Annotated in this window: 12 protein-coding genes and 1 pseudogene; 10 read left to right on the top strand and 3 right to left on the bottom strand. The window is 57.0% G+C overall.

Going from position 1 to position 18594, the window contains the following annotated elements; all coding sequences use genetic code 11:
* Position 1: 1 nt before the first annotated feature.
* The 3 genes from AC24GY_RS17750 to AC24GY_RS17740 are packed head-to-tail and all read left to right on the top strand — an operon-like array spanning position 2 to position 4009.
* Positions 2–1867 carry an ORC-CDC6 family AAA ATPase gene (locus tag AC24GY_RS17750; protein ID WP_487685871.1) on the top strand — a complete coding sequence of 622 codons (1866 nt, stop codon included), beginning with the start codon at positions 2–4 and terminating at the stop codon, positions 1865–1867.
* Complete coding sequence (locus tag AC24GY_RS17745; RefSeq protein ID WP_487685868.1) at positions 1854–2885, top strand: hypothetical protein; 1032 nt, start codon at positions 1854–1856, stop codon at positions 2883–2885. The genes AC24GY_RS17750 and AC24GY_RS17745 overlap by 14 nt, the downstream gene beginning before the upstream one ends.
* A 5-nt stretch (positions 2886–2890) precedes the next feature.
* Positions 2891–4009 (top strand): DNA adenine methylase, encoded by a 1119-nt coding sequence (locus AC24GY_RS17740; protein ID WP_487685865.1) that lies wholly within the window; start codon positions 2891–2893, stop codon positions 4007–4009.
* A 429-nt stretch (positions 4010–4438) separates the two neighbouring features.
* Here AC24GY_RS17740 and AC24GY_RS17735 read toward each other — a convergent pair.
* The 3 genes and pseudogenes from AC24GY_RS17735 to AC24GY_RS17725 all read right to left on the bottom strand — a co-directional run.
* Positions 4439–4630: pseudogene (locus AC24GY_RS17735) on the bottom strand (cupin domain-containing protein); the annotation flags it as partial.
* 830 nt (positions 4631–5460) lie between these two features.
* On the bottom strand, positions 5461–6204 hold the full coding sequence (locus AC24GY_RS17730) for a hypothetical protein (protein ID WP_487685862.1): 744 nt from the start codon (positions 6202–6204) through the stop codon (positions 5461–5463).
* A 385-nt stretch (positions 6205–6589) separates the two neighbouring features.
* Positions 6590–7780, bottom strand: coding sequence for a tetratricopeptide repeat protein (locus tag AC24GY_RS17725; RefSeq protein ID WP_487685859.1), 1191 nt, complete (start codon positions 7778–7780; stop codon positions 6590–6592).
* Positions 7781–8576: 796 nt separating this feature from the next.
* On the opposite strand from AC24GY_RS17725, the gene AC24GY_RS17720 reads away from it, so the two are divergent.
* The 7 genes from AC24GY_RS17720 to AC24GY_RS17690 all read left to right on the top strand — a co-directional run bounded on the left by AC24GY_RS17720 (position 8577) and on the right by AC24GY_RS17690 (position 18416).
* On the top strand, positions 8577–8858 hold the full coding sequence (locus AC24GY_RS17720) for a hypothetical protein (protein WP_487685856.1): 282 nt from the start codon (positions 8577–8579) through the stop codon (positions 8856–8858).
* Positions 8859–9849: 991 nt separating this feature from the next.
* The gene (locus AC24GY_RS17715; RefSeq protein ID WP_487685853.1) at positions 9850–11196 is read left to right on the top strand and encodes an SEL1-like repeat protein; all 1347 of its coding nucleotides are present in this window, start codon (positions 9850–9852) and stop codon (positions 11194–11196) included.
* 158 nt (positions 11197–11354) lie between these two features.
* On the top strand, positions 11355–11636 hold the full coding sequence (locus AC24GY_RS17710; protein WP_487685850.1) for a hypothetical protein: 282 nt from the start codon (positions 11355–11357) through the stop codon (positions 11634–11636).
* A 57-nt stretch (positions 11637–11693) separates the two neighbouring features.
* Entirely contained in the window at positions 11694–12590 is an 897-nt protein-coding gene (locus AC24GY_RS17705; protein ID WP_422317006.1) for a hypothetical protein, read from the top strand.
* A gap of 44 nt (positions 12591–12634) precedes the next feature.
* A complete protein-coding gene (locus AC24GY_RS17700; protein WP_487685847.1) occupies positions 12635–13762 on the top strand; it encodes a sialidase family protein in 1128 nt (375 codons plus the stop codon).
* Positions 13759–16905 carry a DUF4838 domain-containing protein gene (locus AC24GY_RS17695; RefSeq protein WP_487685844.1) on the top strand — a complete coding sequence of 1049 codons (3147 nt, stop codon included), beginning with the start codon at positions 13759–13761 and terminating at the stop codon, positions 16903–16905. The genes AC24GY_RS17700 and AC24GY_RS17695 overlap by 4 nt, the downstream gene beginning before the upstream one ends.
* A 35-nt stretch (positions 16906–16940) precedes the next feature.
* On the top strand, positions 16941–18416 hold the full coding sequence (locus AC24GY_RS17690) for a flavin monoamine oxidase family protein (protein ID WP_487685842.1): 1476 nt from the start codon (positions 16941–16943) through the stop codon (positions 18414–18416).
* Positions 18417–18594: the final 178 nt, after the last annotated feature.

The raw sequence follows: 18594 nt of genomic DNA, 5'->3' as shown, positions 1-18594 counted from the left end.
TATGGAACCAGCAAGCCATCGTTTACAAGGATACGTCGGAGCTAATCCTTTTCGTGAGGGGCAAGCTAAAACTTATGATGAGGGGAAGCTTGTTCAGGAGTTCTTCCCGACTTCTGACTATCTTTCTTTTTTTAATGAACAACACGAAATAGTGCTAGGCTCTCGGGGAAGCGGCAAAACAACTATTTTGCGAATGCTTTCATATTCGTGCTTGGCACAATTAAAAAACGCAGATGGCTCATTGGCCGCTCTTCGTCAAAAATTCATTGGCTTTTATGTGCCATTACATTTGGAGTTCATGGCTTCTATGCCTCAGGATTCCATGGATGGTGCGCGGAGGCTTGAATATTTCCAATTCGCCTTTAATTGTGCAGCAGCTAAAGCATTTATTGTCGAGTTAAAGGCACTGATACTCGCCACTTGGGACAGTCCAAAAGATCGGATTGTAGGCGAATCCAAAATTCTTCAAAAGTTAGCAACGACTTGGCTCAGCTCTGAAACAGAAGAATTCGCATGCCTGGATGATCTGGCCGAGGCAATTGATTTATACTATTTTAAACAGGAACCTTGGCATGATGGCATGCAAACTCGCCTGCCTTTATTTGCCAAAGACTTATTCACTCCGATCAGGGTAGTGCTCTCGCCTGTATGCCGTTGTTTAGGTCTTGACCCAGAAAGAATACATTGGCTCGCATGTGTCGATGAAGCGGAGTTTCTCAAGCCGCAATATCTCAGATGTTTCAATTCCTTTATGCGTTCAGAAAAACGGCCGATCATTCTGAAGCTCGCAACTTTACCCTACAAGTATACGACATTTGAGACGATGGTAGATGGCGAATATGTGGAAGCAAGGGGGCATGACTTTAACTTCCGCTCAGTTGATCTAAAATGGGATTCGGATGATTTTGTAAATTTAGCGGATAGCTTAACTTCTCAAAGACTTCACCGTCTGGATATTTTCAAAAAGGAGGAGGTTAGGTTAAATTTGGAGTCTTTTCTGGGAAAAGTTGGTGATGATGAGCCAAAAGATTATTTCCGTGAAGAAATAGGTCCTGACTCTTCATCTGATGAAGCGATCCTTAAGGGTATTGTGTCTGAATTTTCAGTTGAACGACAAAGAAAGTATGAACAATTAAAAGACAACGCGGCAAGAATTGCCGCTGATTTCAAAAAATTCAGTCCCGTGTATTACATGCGGATCATGAAGAGGCTTGCATCAAAGGGGCATCGTATTCCTGGATTTTTTTGTGGTCCTTCAATGGTGCGTCGGGTGGCCGATGGTAATCCACGACGATTCATTCAGATAATGAATGATTTATTTGAGGATGCTAAAAGTACATCTCTAACCACAAAAAGACAACATCGTGTAATAGTTGACTTCGCAGATCGAGATTTTGAACGCGCGGCCGGTCTTCCAGAGTATGGGTTAATGCTTGAGGGCATTCTGACAATGGTTGCAGATATGATGGAACGCAAAGTACATGGAGACCAAGAGATGATTGAATCTGGTATTAACTTTTCGGTTCAGAAAGCATTGCTTGATAATAACATCATCCGAGGGGCCCTTGAATTAGGTGTTGCCTATCGCTTTTTGTTTGTGGACAATAAATCTTTGTATTATGGCATTACAGAGTATTCTGATTTTAGGTTGGCACACCTAGTAGCAGTGAAGTATTGGTTGCCTATGCGGAAAGGTGCGGGGCTGAAGCTCACATCACGAAATGCTAAAGAACTCGGGCGCAATAAGCTTTTAGCGCGTAACCCGACGACAATTAGGGACAGAGAGACGGCACTTGGCACATTGCAGCTTGAGTTCCAGCTCGTTGAAGCCTCACCGGAACAGAATAATAACGATGAAGCTAACTAGACTTACAAACGAACGCTTTAAAGAGTGGTTAGAATCATCCCCACGTGAAGATAGGGATGCACACAAAATATTTGTATCCGCAAGTGGTTATGAAGCTAGAGCTTCGTATTGGCCGAGTAAAGTAATATCAGCTTTCAAGGGGAAGCCTTCCTGTACTTGGAAAGTGGCAGGATTCACCGATAGCAGGACGGTCGAATCAAGACCTGATAATGATCTTTTTTATCGTGAAAATGGCATTCCTATAATGCTTTATTCGAATGAAGATGCACAAGCCTTTTGCCGAGAGGTCACAGAGGAGATCAGGCTGAAGATGCGCAACGATGAATCAAAAAGAATATTGGTTCACATTGATTACTCCTCGATGCCTCGAAAGTGGTATTGTTCGCTTTTTGAAACTATGTTGGCTACGCTTCGTAGCTCTGATCGCCTATATATGTGGTATTGCAGCGGGGAATATTCAGAAGTGGAATTCCCAACCGCAGGGATAAGTGATGTCACACTTTTCTGCGGCACGCCAACAATCAACCCAAAATTAAGAACACATGTTTTTGGCCTAGGTTTCGATCGCATTCGGGCATCTGCAATCTACAGAGTATTAGATCCACAAAGACTTGTCTGTTTTATAGGCGGAGTAAAGCCAGAGTACCTAAAACGAGTTAGAGAGGATAATCGCGACCTTATTACGGCCTCAAAAATGGAGTTCATCGCGCCTGTGGACGATTTTCCAGATGCATTTTCTCGTATAACTTCAGTGGTCCGAGAATTGCATTTAGACAGTGATGTTATTTTAGTTCCGGATGGGCCAAAACCTTTAGTTTTGGCAAGTTCATTAGTGCCTAAGTTTTTAAACAAGGTGGGTATAGTTTCACTTCATGTGAGAAGGCGAAAAAGTCCGGAGGCCGGAAGAATAAATGTACGTCCGAACGGCGATGTGTCCGGTTTTTCAGTGGCTGGTGCAATAGAAGCAACAAAGCCAATTGTCTTGGTAGAAGAGAGCCCCGAGGGAGCGAACTCATGAAATATATGGGTTCCAAACGAGCAATGCTCGGAAATGGACTGGGACACATCCTTGAAGATAAACTCCAAGGGGCGACACGATTTGTCGACCTATTTACCGGTTCGGCTGCAGTTGCCATGCATGTGGCCGAACGATACAACGTACAAGTCCTTGCAGTCGATTTGCAGCACTATGGGGTAAAACTAGCAGACGCAATTATTTCACGCGATTGCCCAATTGAATCTTCTTCTTGTTTCACGAATTGGAAAAAGCGGGCGCAGCGTATTTTAGATCGGATTGAGGTTCCAAAAATTGACACAATATCCAAGCGTAAGGTTCGAGAAGTTCGGTCTTGGTGTAAGGATCAAATAGGGTTTCCCTTAACAAAGGCCTACGGTGGGCATTACTTTAGTCCGTTGCAAGCAATGTGGCTTGATGCCCTTCGAATGAGCTTGCCGAAACAACCAGTTGAAAGCAAAGTGGCACTCGCTGCACTTATCGAGGCTGCGAGCCTATGCGCTGCATCACCCGGTCATACAGCGCAGCCTTTTCAACCCACGCCTACTGGTAAGAAGTGGCTGTTACATGCCTGGACAAAGGATGTTGTTACAAAGGCGAAAACATCTTTCCAAACTCTTTCTTCTCGGCATGCGAAACGCTGCGGGTCTACAAAAGTAGCAGATGCAAATGTTTTTGCAAAATCCTTAAACGCAGGAGATGTAGTTTTTATTGATCCTCCCTATTCAAGTGTTCAGTACAGTCGCTTTTATCATGTCTTGGAATCAATCGCCACAGGCAATTGCGACGAGGTTAAAGGTGTTGGCAGGTATCCTTGTGTTTCACTACGGCCAATATCACGCTTCAGTATGCGTAGTGCTTCTGCCGCAGCAGTTGATGAGTTATTATCTTGCGTCGCCCGGCAGCGTGCAAAAGCAATTTTTACTTTTCCTGAGCACGACTGCTCAAATGGATTGTCTGGCGAAGCAGTTGCCTCGATTGCAAGTAAGTACTTCTCGATTAGCCAAACGGTTGTGAATAGTAGATTTAGTAGCTTAGGTGGGCTGAGTAATGGGCAGAGTAAAGAAAGCGGCAGGCAAGCTTACCGATCTCACGCAGAATTGATTTTAACTTTAGATCCGCTCTAAGAGAAGATGCTTGGCATTTTGGAGGTGGCCTCGACGTAAACCAAGCATTACCATTAACTCGCATCGGCTGCGGTCGTCCATCCTTGGTGCCTGAGCGGCAAGGATCTCGTAACAGTCGACACCCAGCCCCCAAGCTCACCCACGCCCTCAGCGTCTTCCCTTTCCCCCCAACGCAGCTCCGCCTCCTGGCAGGGTCCCAGCCATTCACCCTCGCCCGCCTGTCCTGCACTTCATCCACTTTCCGGACTCTCTTCAATCTCTGCCCCCTCTGCCTCTTTGCCCCTCTGCGGCAAGCCGAACGTCCCCAAGCCCCGCCCCACCAGAAATGAGCTCCGCGAACCGCTGGGCAAGATGCCAGGCATTCAGCCCACTCCTGTCACGCTCGATAGAATCCATCAGGGGCTCACCGACACACACCGGAATCCCCGCTCAATACCCGTGCGCAAACTGGATGTCGAGCGTCTGCATGTAGGTGTGCAGACCCGCATCTTGCACCGGCAGGACGATGGCGTCCTCCTCGCTTTCATTGTGATGGGAGTGCCACCAGCCGGGGGGCGTCACAAAGGCTCCACCGGCCACCCAGTTGGCGCGGACGGGGTCAATGATGTTGCCATCGGCATCGAAGGAAAGATGCCAGGCATTTTGTATGCGACCCCGCCCAAACCACGCGTCCTCAATCACTTACACCGGCTCTGAACAGCCACTTCTGACGCGTGATAAGCAAGGAAAAGGTCTCAGGCACAACGTCGCCGAGACACCCAGCCTCGCAAGCTCACCCATCACCCGATCCCATCCTCTCCTCCGCATTTTTTACCCCCAATCTTTTACCAGCCTCCCAATCTCACCCACCTCCCCATTCCATCCTCACCTCAGCACCTTCCCTTTCTCCCCGCCGCAGCTCCGCCTCCTGGCAGGGGCCCAGCCATTCACCATCGCCAGCCAGCTCTCCCTCACCTCATCCACTTCCCGAACTCTCTTCAATCTCTGCCGCCTCTGCTCACGTTGCCCCTCTGCGTCAAACCGAACGTCCCCAAGCCCCGTCACCGGAAATGAGTTCCGCGATCCACTGCAAAGCACACAGCACTAGCCCTCTCCTCCTCCGGTCCATCTTCCGTGCCTTCCGTAGGCACTCCATTCTGGAATCTCTGCGGCGTTCCAGCCTCTGCGGTGCAATTTAAATCAGTGATAGGTCCAGCATGCCAAGCCTCCACCATCGCTCTCCCTCACTTCCCCCAATTTCCGGACCCTCCTCAATCTCTCCCCCCCTCTGCGGCAAAACCGAACATCCCCAAGCCCCGCCACCGGAAATGAGTTCCGCGAACCACTGCAAAGCACACAGCAGCAGCCCTCTTCTCTTCGGGTCCGTCTTCCGCTCCTTCCGTAGGCACACAGTTCTGGACAAGCTGCGTGGAAGGATTGATCAGCGCTTCCCTAGCCTCACCACACCCCGCTCACCTCACCAGAATAATCGGCTGCTGCAGCTGCACCTGCACGCTTCCTGGCACCCCCACCACTTCCAGGATGGCGGTCGTTCCTGCGGTATTGTTATTTCGATAGATGGTGAGGATGGCCGTCGGATTGTGGATCACCGGATAGTGCCGGGTCACCACGTTGTCCACCTGCCGCCACACCTGGCCATTATCCATGGTGAATGTGTGAGTCCCTGTGAAGCCTGCAAAATCGCCTTTGAGGAGAAAGCGGAAAGACTGGGCGTTGCCGCCCCCGCCCTGATTGACATTCTGGTCGGCATTCTGGCGCTGCTGCCGCGCCTGCTGCTCAGCCATGCGCCGGGGGTCATTGGCGCTGCGTCCCACCGGGACGGCAGGCCGGTTTGAAAGACCACCACTGCCGATGGGCGGCAGCGTCGGCACCTCAGGCTGCATCGGAAACGCAGGCTGAGTCGGAAACGCAGGCTTCGTCGGCACCTCAGGCTGTTTGGGGGTCAAAATTCTCCTCGCTTCGGCCAGCTGAGCCGCCGTGGCCTCCGCATCGTAAACCTGCCCGTTCACCGTGCCACCCTGCGGATTGGCCTTGCACCAGGCCCCAATTTGCAGCGCCTTCAGGCACAGTTCATAGGGTTGCCCCGTGGACGCCGCATACTGGCGCGCCAGTATCTCGTATTGGCTGAACATCTCCTGGGCCTGTCCCAGAGCTGAGCAAGCAAAAAACGTGACCAAGGTAAGCAGTCTTCTCATCCTGCCATTCGACCACACGCGGGCACTGACGTCAAGCCCTGCTACCAAACACGACCTGCTCTATAGATTCTCCTGAAATTCGCCTCAGCAAGATGCCAGGCATGAATGGCACTCGGTTAAGGCGTGATGTTCTTCAGTGTTTCGCCCATGTCCCGCACCCTGCATCTCCTCGGCTGAATGATACCTTTTGCCACTCCGCTCCGCAGTACCTCAGCCCCAAAGGGGCTGCGTATCATAGCGAAGGGTTGCCGAGCCTTAGCGAGGCTACCCTGGTACATAATCCAGTCACCGGGAAGCAAACCCAGCACGCTTCCACACCCCATGCCGACCAGCAGCGTCTGCCATTCGCTCCGCCATGCTTAGATCGTTCAGCATGTCCCAAAATTTATTTGAGGGCGTCCAGACGCTTCTGCGCCTGAGCCACCCCGCCCAGCGCCGCACGCGAAAAGAATGCACGAGCCTTGGCCAGATCTTTGTCCACGGCTATGCCGGTTTCATAAAACACGCCAAGATTGAAGAACGCCTCTTGCAGACCGTTTGCCGCTGCGAGACGGTAGAAGTTCAGGGCTCTCTTGGGATCCGGCTGGATGAGAATGTTCGCCTTGTCGCCAGGGGCTTTGAGGATGCCCGTTTCACAGGCGTTGCCGAGACGGAACAGAGACTCGGCGTCATTGCTGTAGGCAGCCTTGATGTAGTGATCAAAGGCCTTGGGCACATCGCGCTTCACATCGGCGCCATCAGGGCCGAGACCCTGTTCATAGATCTGACCGAGCATGAGATTCGCAGGAGCAAGACCTTTTTCGGCGGCTTGATTGAGCATCTCCAGCACGGCAGGCACATCTTTTGCCAGGAGTTTGGGACTTTCCGGGGTGTCGGGATCGCCATTCAGCAGACGACGACTAAACGTATTGAGGGCTTCTCCGTTGCCCTGATTGCAAGCTTTGACGAGATACGTCAGGGCCTTTGAATGGTCCTGGGGGATGCCTTCGATTCCGACGGAGTAGATCTGTGCGAGACCAAGAGTGGCTCTGCCGTCCCCTGCCTTTTCACCTTTTTCAAGCAGCGCCATCGCTTTGGCGCTGCTCTTTTCCACCACGACCTTGCCCTTGTTCCCTTCAGTCACACCTTGCAGGTACAACTGGGCCAGCATGCGACGTGCGATCTTTTCATCGGCGGCTTCAGCTTCTTGGATCAGCTTGATGCTTTCTTTCACTTTCTTAGGGTTCTTCGCACCAGTCTGCGTCAGCAGTAAAGAGAGTTCAGTCTTGGCAAGGATCTGGCCCGCGCCTGCGGCCCTGCGGTACAGCGCGGCGACTTCGTTGATGTCCGATCCACCGAGCACTCCCCAACGGGCCAGCGCATACACGGCGTCCTTGTCATTCTTCTGGGCCAGCGCGCGGACTTTCTCGACGGCGGTGCTGAAAGACTTGCCTACATCCAGGCCGGCACCCGGGCTTTTAACAAACTGGTCCTGATCAGCCTTCAGCGCGGTGAGAATGTCCGTGAACTCTTGGGAGGCACCGGGCAGTTCGGCAGTGTCGATACCGGCGACCGCGACGAAGGCGGCGAGCTTCATTTTGAGAGCGGTTAAAAACATAAAGGGGCGGGCTTTGAGCTTGGCTTGTCCGGCGGTCTTTCATGTCTTCCTGGCGCAATGAACCTTGAAGGTAGAGTAACGGGCGGATTTTGACGTTATAGACCGCGCCTACGACAATGTCCGCTCCTTTATCAGGAAAAGATGCCGGAAAAGATGCCAGACATGAATGGCACTCAGTTAAGGCGCGTTGTCGTCGGTCCGGGATGCTGGACACTCTGCGCGTTCTTGCAGGGAAGACTTTCTCTTTCATCCTTTCGCCACCTTGCCCACACCAGCCCCAAAGGGGCTGCGGATTACAGCCCAGGGTCAGCCGAGCCTGAGCGAGGCGACCCTGGGTATGGCAACACACGACAGGAAATCAAATCCAGCGCCTTCGCCACTCAATACGGCCACCAGCAGCGTCTGCCATAAGCTCCGCCACGCGGACTGCGCGTTACCAGCTCAAAATTCACGATCAACACCCTTAATTGAGTGCCATTCATGCCAGACATTTGATTCCAAGATCCATCCTTCGCAGCCTTCAAACCCGGGTGGGTTCTCCCTCGGCCTGCGCATGACACTCAAGCCAAGGGGGCACTCAAAAGGGCGGCCCCTCTGCAGAGTGGATTGCCGCATGAGTAGGCAAGGCCCGGCACTCCAAGCTCAGGCTCAGCCGCGTTTTGAGGGGCGACTTTCACACCATCTTTGCCTCGGAAAGTGGGGCGTGTGTAGCTTGCAGCGCCTCGGTGCGCGAACCCACCACATCCAACCTGCATTCCGCGCACGATCTCTGGGCATGTCTGAAGATGCAACCACCCCCCGCAAGAACGGCTTGGAAGAGCTGGATCTCATGATCGACAACATGGAAACCGAAGCCCAGGAGGAGGAAGTGAAGAAGATTCTGGATCGCCTTTCCGGAGTGAAGGAAGGCCGCGTCGTGCAGGGCGGTGTGTGGATCAGCTACGACGCTGGGAGCATCACCATGAAGAGGATCTGCGCCGCCCTGCAAAAAGCAGGTTACAACGCCGGCGTCTTCCAGAACTCCAATCCCGCCATCACCGGCACCAGTCCGGATTGACGAGACGCGGCGCAAAGAGCGCAGCGACCCTGGATATGGCTACACACGTCCGGGAAAGCAAATCCAGCCCCTTCGCCACACACTGCGGTCACCAGCACGCCTGCCCTTCGTAGCGCGCAGCGCCAAGAACGGGCGGCTGCAAAGAGTTCCGCCACGCATCTGCTGCGCTCACACCACCCCCGGCTTCCAAATCCCGGTCAGCTCCTCAACCAAGTCCCACACCATGCCCGGCCTCAATTGAGCAGCACCCGACGCAAAACCATCAGGCACCCAATGCGACCCAGCGCAGGCAAGACAACAGGCCACGTATTTAACCGAGCGATCTTCCCCTTCCACCCGCTCCTTCCGCATGATGACATGCGGAACGGGCGTGGGCTGTGCCCCCACCAGGAGCGGAGCCAGACTCACCAGAAACCCGAAAACATAGCAGAACTGCATGCGACCGGCCATAGGCATGGGCAAGTGAAGAGGTTGCACACTCGTCGCATGAAGCTACGGCGTAGCAATTGGCTCTAGAAACCATTTTTCTAAACAGAAGTTTTTTAGATCTGGAGGTACCGCGTGTTGTACCCATCGGGCATGCGTCAAAGTTGAGAGCCACTAAATCGAAATGGCAGCTCAAGAAAGAAACTTCCCCCACGGCTCACATCAGGGTGGGGTAATCCGCACGGACTGAGGGCCTGATTCCCGTCTGTTCCGCAGGCCCCATTCCCACCCGTGGCCGTCCAAAAGACACCTCCGAAAACGCAAGCAACCTGCAGGATTGCCGGATCCGACACAGAAAATTTCCTTCTGTTCCCCAAAATGACCATGACGATTCTTGATCTTCCCAACCTCCCGCCCGCACCGGTGGAATGCCAAAGAGAGGGAGGGATGAAGCCATGGCTGTCAGTGTTACAGGGGCGCACTTCACCGAAGAAAAGGCATGACTCATGCGCGGAATCTCTCTAAAAAAGACCCACGTAACGATTCGGCTCCCGGAAAAGCATCTATGTTCATCAAGTCCACAAAAATTACTAGGGTGGTGCTGCTTGCAGGCTTGTTTTGCGCGGCGGCACCGCTCGTGGCCAAAAGCCTGAAGGAGACGCGCACGGAGGCAGAGCAGGGGAATGCAGAGGCGCAGCACGCCATGGGGCTGCGCTGCGCCAAAGGGAACGGCGTTCCCAAGAATGAAGCGGCGGCGGTGGAGTGGTTTCGCAAGGCGATCGCCCAAGGCCATGTGGATTCCCAGCGGCAGCTGGGCATGTGCTACCTGCTGGGAACGGGGGTGCCGCAGGACGCAGCGGAGGCGGTGAAATGGCTGCGTCTGGCGGCGGCGCAGAATCACGTGGCGGCCATGAAACAGCTCGGCGTTTGCTACAGCCTGGGCTCCAGCGTGCCCAAGGACATGGCCGAAGGCGTGAGGTGGTTTCGCCAGGCGGCGCAGCGTGGCGATGCGGATGCGCAGCTGGAACTGGGCATGGCTTATTTTGACGGCGAGGGAGTGGTGCAGGACGCAGCGGAGGCCGTGAAGTGGTTTCGCAAAGCCGCTGAGCAGGGCGATCTCAATGCGCAGAAGCTTCTCGGCATCACCTACGCCCAGGGCCTGCGAGTGCCGCCGGATCTCGTCGAAGCGGTGAAATGGTTCCGCAAAGCGGCGGAAAAGGAAGACCCTGAAGCTCAGCTGCGGCTGGGCGTGGCCTATTCCCTGGGCGCGGGTGTGGCTCAGGATCTGAAACAGGGGCTCAGCCTCATCAAGAAGTCGGCGGCGCAGAAGTATGCACTGGCGCAGCTCGAGATGGGCGAGTGCTACATGCACGGCGCTGGCGTGCCGAAGGATCCTGCCGAGGCCGTGGCCTGGTATCAAAAAGCGGCGGAGCAGGGAGATGCACTTGCGCAGACAAAGCTGGCTGTGGCTTACTTGGAGGGCATAGGCGTGGCGCAGAACACCGCAGATGCTGTCGTATGGTTTCGCAAAGCGGCGGAGCAAAATTTTCCCATTGCCCAAGTCGGGCTTGCGGGCTGCCTCATCAGCGGCAAAGGCGTGCCAAAAGATGAGGCTCAGGCCGCCAGGCTGTTTCGCGCTGCGGCGGAGCGCGGTGATGCCGACGGGCAGTTTGCCCTGAGCCTGATGTATGAAAAGGGAGAAGGCATGGAGAAAAACCCGGTGGAAGCCCTGAAGTGGTGCCGCCTCGCATCTCAGCAAGGGCATGACATCGCCTTTGTCCATCAGGCCACGCTGGAGGCGTCCATGACGCGCGAACAAGTCATCGAGGCCGTGCGGCTGGAGCGCGAGTGGAAGCCTGCGAAGTTGGGTCCCGTAAAAGTTAAATCGGAGAAGGCGGAACCGGCGAAGTAAAGACAGCACGACCTCCGCTCATTTCAATGCACAGAGGCAGGGGAGCCCATCGCATCTTCGCCATTGTCCGGTGCTTCGGAAGTTTCAGGCAGGTACGAACGTTTATGCGGGGAGCTCTTGAGCAATCACGACGAGGCACCATGCCACACGGTCGTTCTATGAGTCCAGCCCACCCGCCACAGCGCACCGCCATGAGTGATGACCCAGACGATCTCAGCAAGGACGGATACCCCACGCACATCCCCACTCCAGAGCAGTCCGCTGGAAGCTGGTCGTTTGGAGCAGTGCTCTCCGTCCTCGGAGCGATTATGCTGGCGTTCATTCTGCGGCTGGCGGTGCCCAAGGAGGACAATGCCATTGAGCTCGGTATCCTGCTTATCGCCGTGGGCTTTGCGCAGATCTGGCTGATCTTCAATTTCCTGAAGTCCTTCCGAAAATAATGACGCAGGTGCAGGTTTGAAACGAAAGGTCGCGCGGCTGCGGCGTAGTCATCGCGCATGTTTGTTTCTTCACGCTCTCTTCTTCCATCGCTGGCACTTGGTCTCGCGCTCACGGCTTTGGCTTCTGCCAAAGAACCCTTCAAGCCCAATCTCGGTCCCGAACTGCCACGCATCACCGTGACCTGCGGGGATGTGACGCTGCTGCTGCGCCAGGCCACGCAATGGACTCCGGGCCGCATTGATTTCCGTGGCAAGGCCATGACCACCGAGAGCAGCGCCTACGGCACCGTGTTCTCGTTTCCCGATGTCGGCTTCATCGGCACCGCGCATCTGGAAAACGAACCCGAGAAGCTGCAGTCACTCGACTTCTTCCTTGATGACAAACGAGTCGAAGCACCCATGGCAGAGATGAAAGGCGGTGCGTTTCGTTTGGAGCGAAAGTCACGCATCCGCGCCTTTGAGCTGATCAACGTGACCGAGATCAAGGACCACCGTCTGCATGAAACCACCACCGTGCACACCGCCGAGGCCGTGCCGCTGAAGCTGGTGTACCACTTCATGCACGCCTGGCGGCCCACGGTCAGCGCCTTTCTGGCTGGAAATGATGCCATGCCAGAAAATACCATCTCCGGTCCGCTGCGCGATGACAAGGAGGTGGCGCGGAAGTTTTACATCAACCAGCCCGTGGACTGGATGGCGGTGTATGAGCCGCAGAGCGGGCAGTTTGCCGTGAGCCGCCTGCTGCAGGCGCCGGAACTGGGCGGGCATGTGTCCACCATTTGGAATGTGCCGCCCACCTACCGGAAGTTTTACCTGAAGTGCTTTGAGGGGAAGACCGTGCCCGCCGGATTCACCGGCACCTGGCGCATGGTCACCGCCTTTGGCAGCGCCACGCCGGAAACTTGGGAGGCTCAGGCCCGCACGCTGGCCTCCGAGCTGAAAAACGAGAGGTAAATCCGCCGCGAGTTTGAGGGCGCGGGGAACGTTGAGGTGTCTCCATGCGCACTCTAATCGCCGCCCTGCTTTTCGCCACCGTACTGAACTCCGCCGCCGAGGACCGGCCTGACCTGCCTCTCGCGGACATTTCGGGACACAAGGACCGCCAGACCGTCATCGCCCAGGGGACGGCGGAGGTTTATCAGGGGCACCCGACGACGACATTGCTCGCGGACGGCAAGACGATCCTCTGCGTGTGGTGCATCAATCACGGCGGCGCGGCGGGGCCGATGTCGCGGAGCGATGATGGCGGCGTGACGTGGACGCGGATCGACGAACTCATGCCGCCGGGCTACAAGACGCATCTGAACTGCCCCAGCATCTACCGCATGACCGATCCGGCGGGCAAGGAGCGAGTGTGGGTGTTTTCCGCTGCGAAGGGCACGCGCAAAGGCCCTGGCATGCCGAGCATCATGAGCGAGGACGGCGGCAGCACGTGGAAGGAGATGCCACCACTCGGCTTTCCCTGCGTGATGACCTTCAGCAGCATCGTGCGTCTCAAGGACGGCGCGTACCTCGGCCTCTATCACCGGGGGCCCGGCGGCGCAGACAAGGCCCCGCTGGAAGTGCTGCAAACCCTCAGCAAAGACGGCGGTTTCACCTGGAGCGAGCCGCATGTCGTCGCAGCCGTCGAGGGAAAGAATCCCTGCGAACCCTTTGTGTTTCGTTCGCCGGATGGTTCCGAGCTCTGCTGCCTGATGCGCGAAAACACGCACAAGGAGCGCAGCCTCATGATGTTCAGCCGTGATGAAGGCAAAACTTGGAGCACGCCGGTGAACACGCCCTGGGGACTCACCGGAGACCGCCATGCCGGTGTCTTCACGAAAGACGGACGCATGGTCGTGGCCTTCCGTGATCAGGCGCTCAACAGCCCGACCAAGGGCCACTTCGTCGCCTGGGTGGGAACTTATGACGACATCAAGAACGGCAGGCCCGGCCAGTACCGCATCAAGCTGCTTCACAGCTATGCCGAACGCGTGGGCGACTGCGGCTATCCCGGCATGGAGCTGCTGGCAGACGGCACCATCGTTGCCACGACTTATATCAAGATCGCGCCCGGCAAGGAGAAGAACTCCGTCGTGAGCGTGCGCTTCAATCTGAAAACCACCGATGCCCTTGTGAAGCCATGAGAGCCCTAGCCGCCGCCTTCCTCACACTCTCGTCGCTGCATGCCGCGGATGCCGTTCTCGTGGAAAACGGCCAGCCGCGTGCGGAGATCATCCTGGCGGAAAATCCCACGCGCATGCAGCGCGTCGCGGCGCAGGAGTTCCGCACCAACATTGAGAAGATCAGCGGAGCGCGACTGCCCATCGTCACGCAGCCGAGCGGGAAGGCGGTGAAGATCTTCATCGGTGTGAGCCCTTTGAATCCCGCAAAGGCGGAGGGCTTGAAGGATGGCGCGTATCGCATGCAATCCGGCGGCGACTGGCTGGCGCTGGTGGGAGATGACAGCGACTTTGTGCCCACGGAGCCCTGGGCGAAGAGCAACAGCGACATCCCACGTGCCCGGGCTGAGTTTGAGAAGATCGTCGGCGCACCGTATGGCATGCCCAATCCCGGCCTGTACAAAAACCGCCTGCGCCTGCCCGGAGACACCGGCAAGCCCGACGGCACCACCACGGCGAAGAACGAGTGGCTGGAGATCTGGGGCCTCGATGAACGCGGCAGTTTCAATGCCGTGACGGCGTTCTTTTACAAGCTGGGCGCGCGCTGGTACCTGCCGGGGGAGCTTGGTGAAGTGATGCCCACCATGAAAACCATCGCGCTGCCGAAGGTCGATGAGACCGTGCAGCCGGACTTCCCGCTGCGGCAGTTCAACTTCCGTTTCTCCACGGCGGGATATGACACGGCGATGTGGATGATGCATCTCGGCACGCGCAATGATGACCATTATCAGATCGCTCATGGCATGGACGGCATGACGGGCAATGACGCCACTTTTGCCGCGCACCCGGAGTGGTTCGCGCTCTACGGCGGCAAGCGCGACTACCGCCCCGGCGACAGCAAGAACCAGCTCTGCTATTCCAACGAGGAACTCTTCCGCGAGACCGTGCGCTACACCCGCGCGCTGCTGGACACCTATCCGCTCAAGACCGTCTCCATCATGCCGCCGGATGGCTACACCTCCATCTGCCAGTGCGAGAAGTGCCAAGGCAAAGACTCGCCGGAGCGCAATGAGCGCGGCCTGCTGAGCGACTACGTGTGGGACTTCGTGAATCGCGTGGCAAAGGAGATCGCCAAAACTCATCCTCGCGCGAAGGTGCTGAACTGTGCGTATGGCGTGTACACGCTGCCGCCGTTGAAGATCGACAAGCTCGAACCCAACGTGATTGTCTGCATCGTCGGTGGGCGGCGGCCGATGAACAAAGCTGGCAGCAAGGCAGAGGGCGAGGCTGCGCCGGAAGCCCTGCGCGCGGCGTGGGTGAAGAAGACGGACAACCCCATCCTGAACTTTGAAAACTATCCCTTCACTGATCGCGGCTGGTACCTGCCCTTCTTCGCGCCGCATGCCATCGGCGACTCTGTGAACGCCACGAAAGGCATCTCTCAAGGCGAGGACATCTGGCTCTCCGCACGGCAGGATTTCAAGGAGGCTGGCATCGGCTTCAATCACTTCATGGTCTATTTCACCGCGCGCATGTACTGGGGCGGCAAGAGCGCGGATGTGGACGCGATGTTCCGCGAGTACTGCCGGCTCTTCTACGGTCCCGCCGCACAGGAGATGCAGGACTTTTTTACTTACTGCGAAGCGCATTGGAGTGCGATGGAGGACGACAAGGCGCAGGCGGATGAGGCGCTCGCGCTGTTTGCCAAAGCACAGGCGAAAGCCGATGCCACGAGTGTTTATGGGCGGCGCATCGCGCTCATCGATGACTTTCTCAAAGGCATGCGTATGAAAGCCCAGCAGCTCGGCCAGCAGCGCGGTCCGGTGCCCACCGTACGGCTCGTCGGTGACGCGCATGACATCGTCATCGATGGCAAACTCGACGACGCCTACTGGCAGAACTGCCCTGCCGCCGCCACAGGCAAATTCCGCGAGCTGCTCACCGGACGCGTGCCGACCTTTGGCACTTCCTACAAAGCAGGCTGGCAGGGCGGCAGCGTTTATTTCGCGATTCGCTGCGATGAACTTCCCGGCGACAAGCCCAACACCACCTCCACGCGCAATGAGGATCAGGCGCTGTGGCATGGCGATGCCATCGAGATCGAACTCGCCACCGAGACGCACTCGTATTATCAGCTCGCCGTCAGTCCTGCGGGCCACATCGTGGATCTTGACCGTGGCGCGTCGCGTGGCCAGTGGTTCGGCTGGGACTCAAAGGCGGAAGTGGCCACGCACATCGCTGATGATCATTGGACCGTGGAGATTCGCATCCCTGTCACGCAGGACGAAAACGATCCGCTGCATCAGGTCATCGGCCGCAAGCCGACGCCAAGCCTGCCGTGGCACATCAATCTCTGCCGCCAGCGCATTCGGGAAGACGGCCAGGAGCTCAGCGCCCTCTCACCCACCGGCACCGAGGGCTTTCATGAGCCGATGAAGTTCGCGCATTTTTATGATGGCAAATCCCAGGTGTTCCCCGCCGACCCCAGCGTCACTGATTTCGTCATCGGCTTCCGCGACGCCACGCAGAAACGCAAAGTCGCAGACTTCCTCGCTCTGGCCGATGGAAAATGCAGCGACCTGCAAAATGCCGCCGCGCTGGAGCAGGCTGCGCTGCTCAGCCGGAAGGACGCTGGTCCGATCATCGAGCGCATTCCTGTCGATGTGGTGAAAAAGACCGCGCAGATGCAGCACCTGCTCGCCTTGGCCAAAGCGCCGGAGGTCATCGCGCAATTTGCGAACGAGGACTTCGGCAAGTGGCCTTTCTGGAAGCGTGGCGCTGGGTATCACGCCCGCGGCTACGCTTATTCGATCATCAAAGCAGGTGACAAGGCCGAGGCGGATCTTAGTGCAGCACTGCCATGGACCAGTGAACCACGCACACGCGATGCCCTTCTCCTCGCGCTGGCGCAGAACCGCGAGCGCAATCTGCAGAAGGATGATCAGGCGCTCACGGCTTATAAGGCCATCGTGGCAGACCGCACACGCATCGGCGGTGCGGATGAATACGCCGCGCTCCAGGGCATCGCGCGCATTCTGACCCGGCGCGGCAAGTTTGATGAAGCCATGAGCACCTTGGACCGCGCCGAGCCAGCCAAGCTGCAAGGCGTCTGGCGGGACAACATCCTGAAATCCATCGCCGAGGTGCAGAAGGCGCGCGGGCAGTGATTCAAAGATGCGCGCATTTGCTGCGTACTTGCTGCATGCGCGCGAATCCCACTGCCCTGACACGTCGGCGAATGCTGCAAACCACCACGGGGGCTTTGCTCGCGGGTGTGGCGGCGCAGGCGGAGTCTGCGAAGAAGAAAAAAGTCATCGTCATCGGCGGTGGCATCGGCGGTTTGAGCTGTGCGTTTGATCTGATGGAGCGCGGACATGATGTGACTGTGCTGGAGGCATCGCGCCGCACGGGCGGGCATGTGAAGACGATCTATGATCCGCTGCCGGATGGGCTGTATGCGGATGTGGGCGCGGAGCAGTTCACCAATCCGGGCTACGACACCTACCGCGAGTGGGTGCAGAAGTTTGACCTGCCAGTGCTGGCCTATGAACGGCGGCGGAAGATGTATGCGAATGTGCGCGGGAAATGGCGCACGGAGGAGGAGCTGGCGGATGCGAAGACGCAACGCGAGTTCGGCTTCAACGAACGCGAGGTGGCCTACATGCAGGAGCATGGGTGGAAGAACATGCCGCGCCTGTACTTTGGCCCCATGGCGGACAAATTTAAAGACGAGTACCAGCCTTTTGGCATCGGCCTGGATGAGCTGGACCATGTGGTGCTGGGTGACTGGCTGGCGGAGCAGGGCGCTTCTGAAACGGGGCGCAGCTACTGCGGCGGCTCGCGACTTACCAGCAAGGAGAAGCCTGCCACCGCGAGCGATGTCTCCGCGCTCTATCGCATCTGGCAGGAGTCCATTGTGAAGATGCGTGGGCTGCCGGTGTTCAAGCGTGAGGTGTTTCGTCTCAAAGGCGGCAACCAGCTGCTGCCGGACACTTTTGCCCAGCGTCTCGGTGATCGCGTGCGCAAGAACTGTTTGGTCACCGTGCTGGAGCATGATGCGAATGGGGTGACGGTGACCTTTGCTGAAGGGCCGGACAAGAAGGAGCAGGTGGTGAAGGGGGATTACGCGGTGATGTGCGTGTCGCCGATGGTGATCGCGGGCATCAAGGTTTCGCCGGGCTGGCCGGAGACGAAGAAGTTTGCGCTGGAGCACACGCCGATGGGCATGCAGTCGCGCATCGTGCTGCAGGCGAAGACGCGTTTTTGGGAGGGCGACAACGTGCCGAGCATCAATTTCGAAACTGGGAACAGCACGATGGGGCTCGTCTATGAATGCGCGGGCGAGGTGGCGGGTGAGAGCTGCGTGCTCATGGGCAGCGGCCCGCCTGCGCTGGCCCCTGCGGATGCGCTGGCGGCTTTTCGCAAGTTTTACCCCGGCCAGAACAAGGACACGATTGAGCAGGTCATCGTGCATGAGTGGTGGAAGGAGGAGCCGCTGGCGCTTGGCTGTGAGAGGCATGCCTTTGCGCTGGGCAAGCTCGCGCAGGTGTGGCCGTACCTCATCCAGCCCGTGGGAAGAGTGCATTTTGCGGGAGCGGCGTATGACAATCTGCCGTGGGGGCAGGATGCTGCTACGAGGTCCGCGCGGCGGGTGACGCTGGCGATTGATGCGGCGTGAGGGATTGCGCTTGCATCGAAGAAAGTGGGCTGGGAGCGCGGGCCTCCGAACCCGCAGCACTCCGCCTAGGCTTGCGGCTCCGCATGACCAGGAGCCTTCATCCGTGGCGGGTGTTTTCTCCAGAACGGCTCGGTATAGCGGCGCTTTCTCGGTTGGGCGGAGTGCTGCGGACTCGGAG

This window comes from Prosthecobacter sp. Pr1, from assembly GCF_057652315.1.
This window is presented reverse-complemented; position numbering and strand designations above follow the sequence as displayed.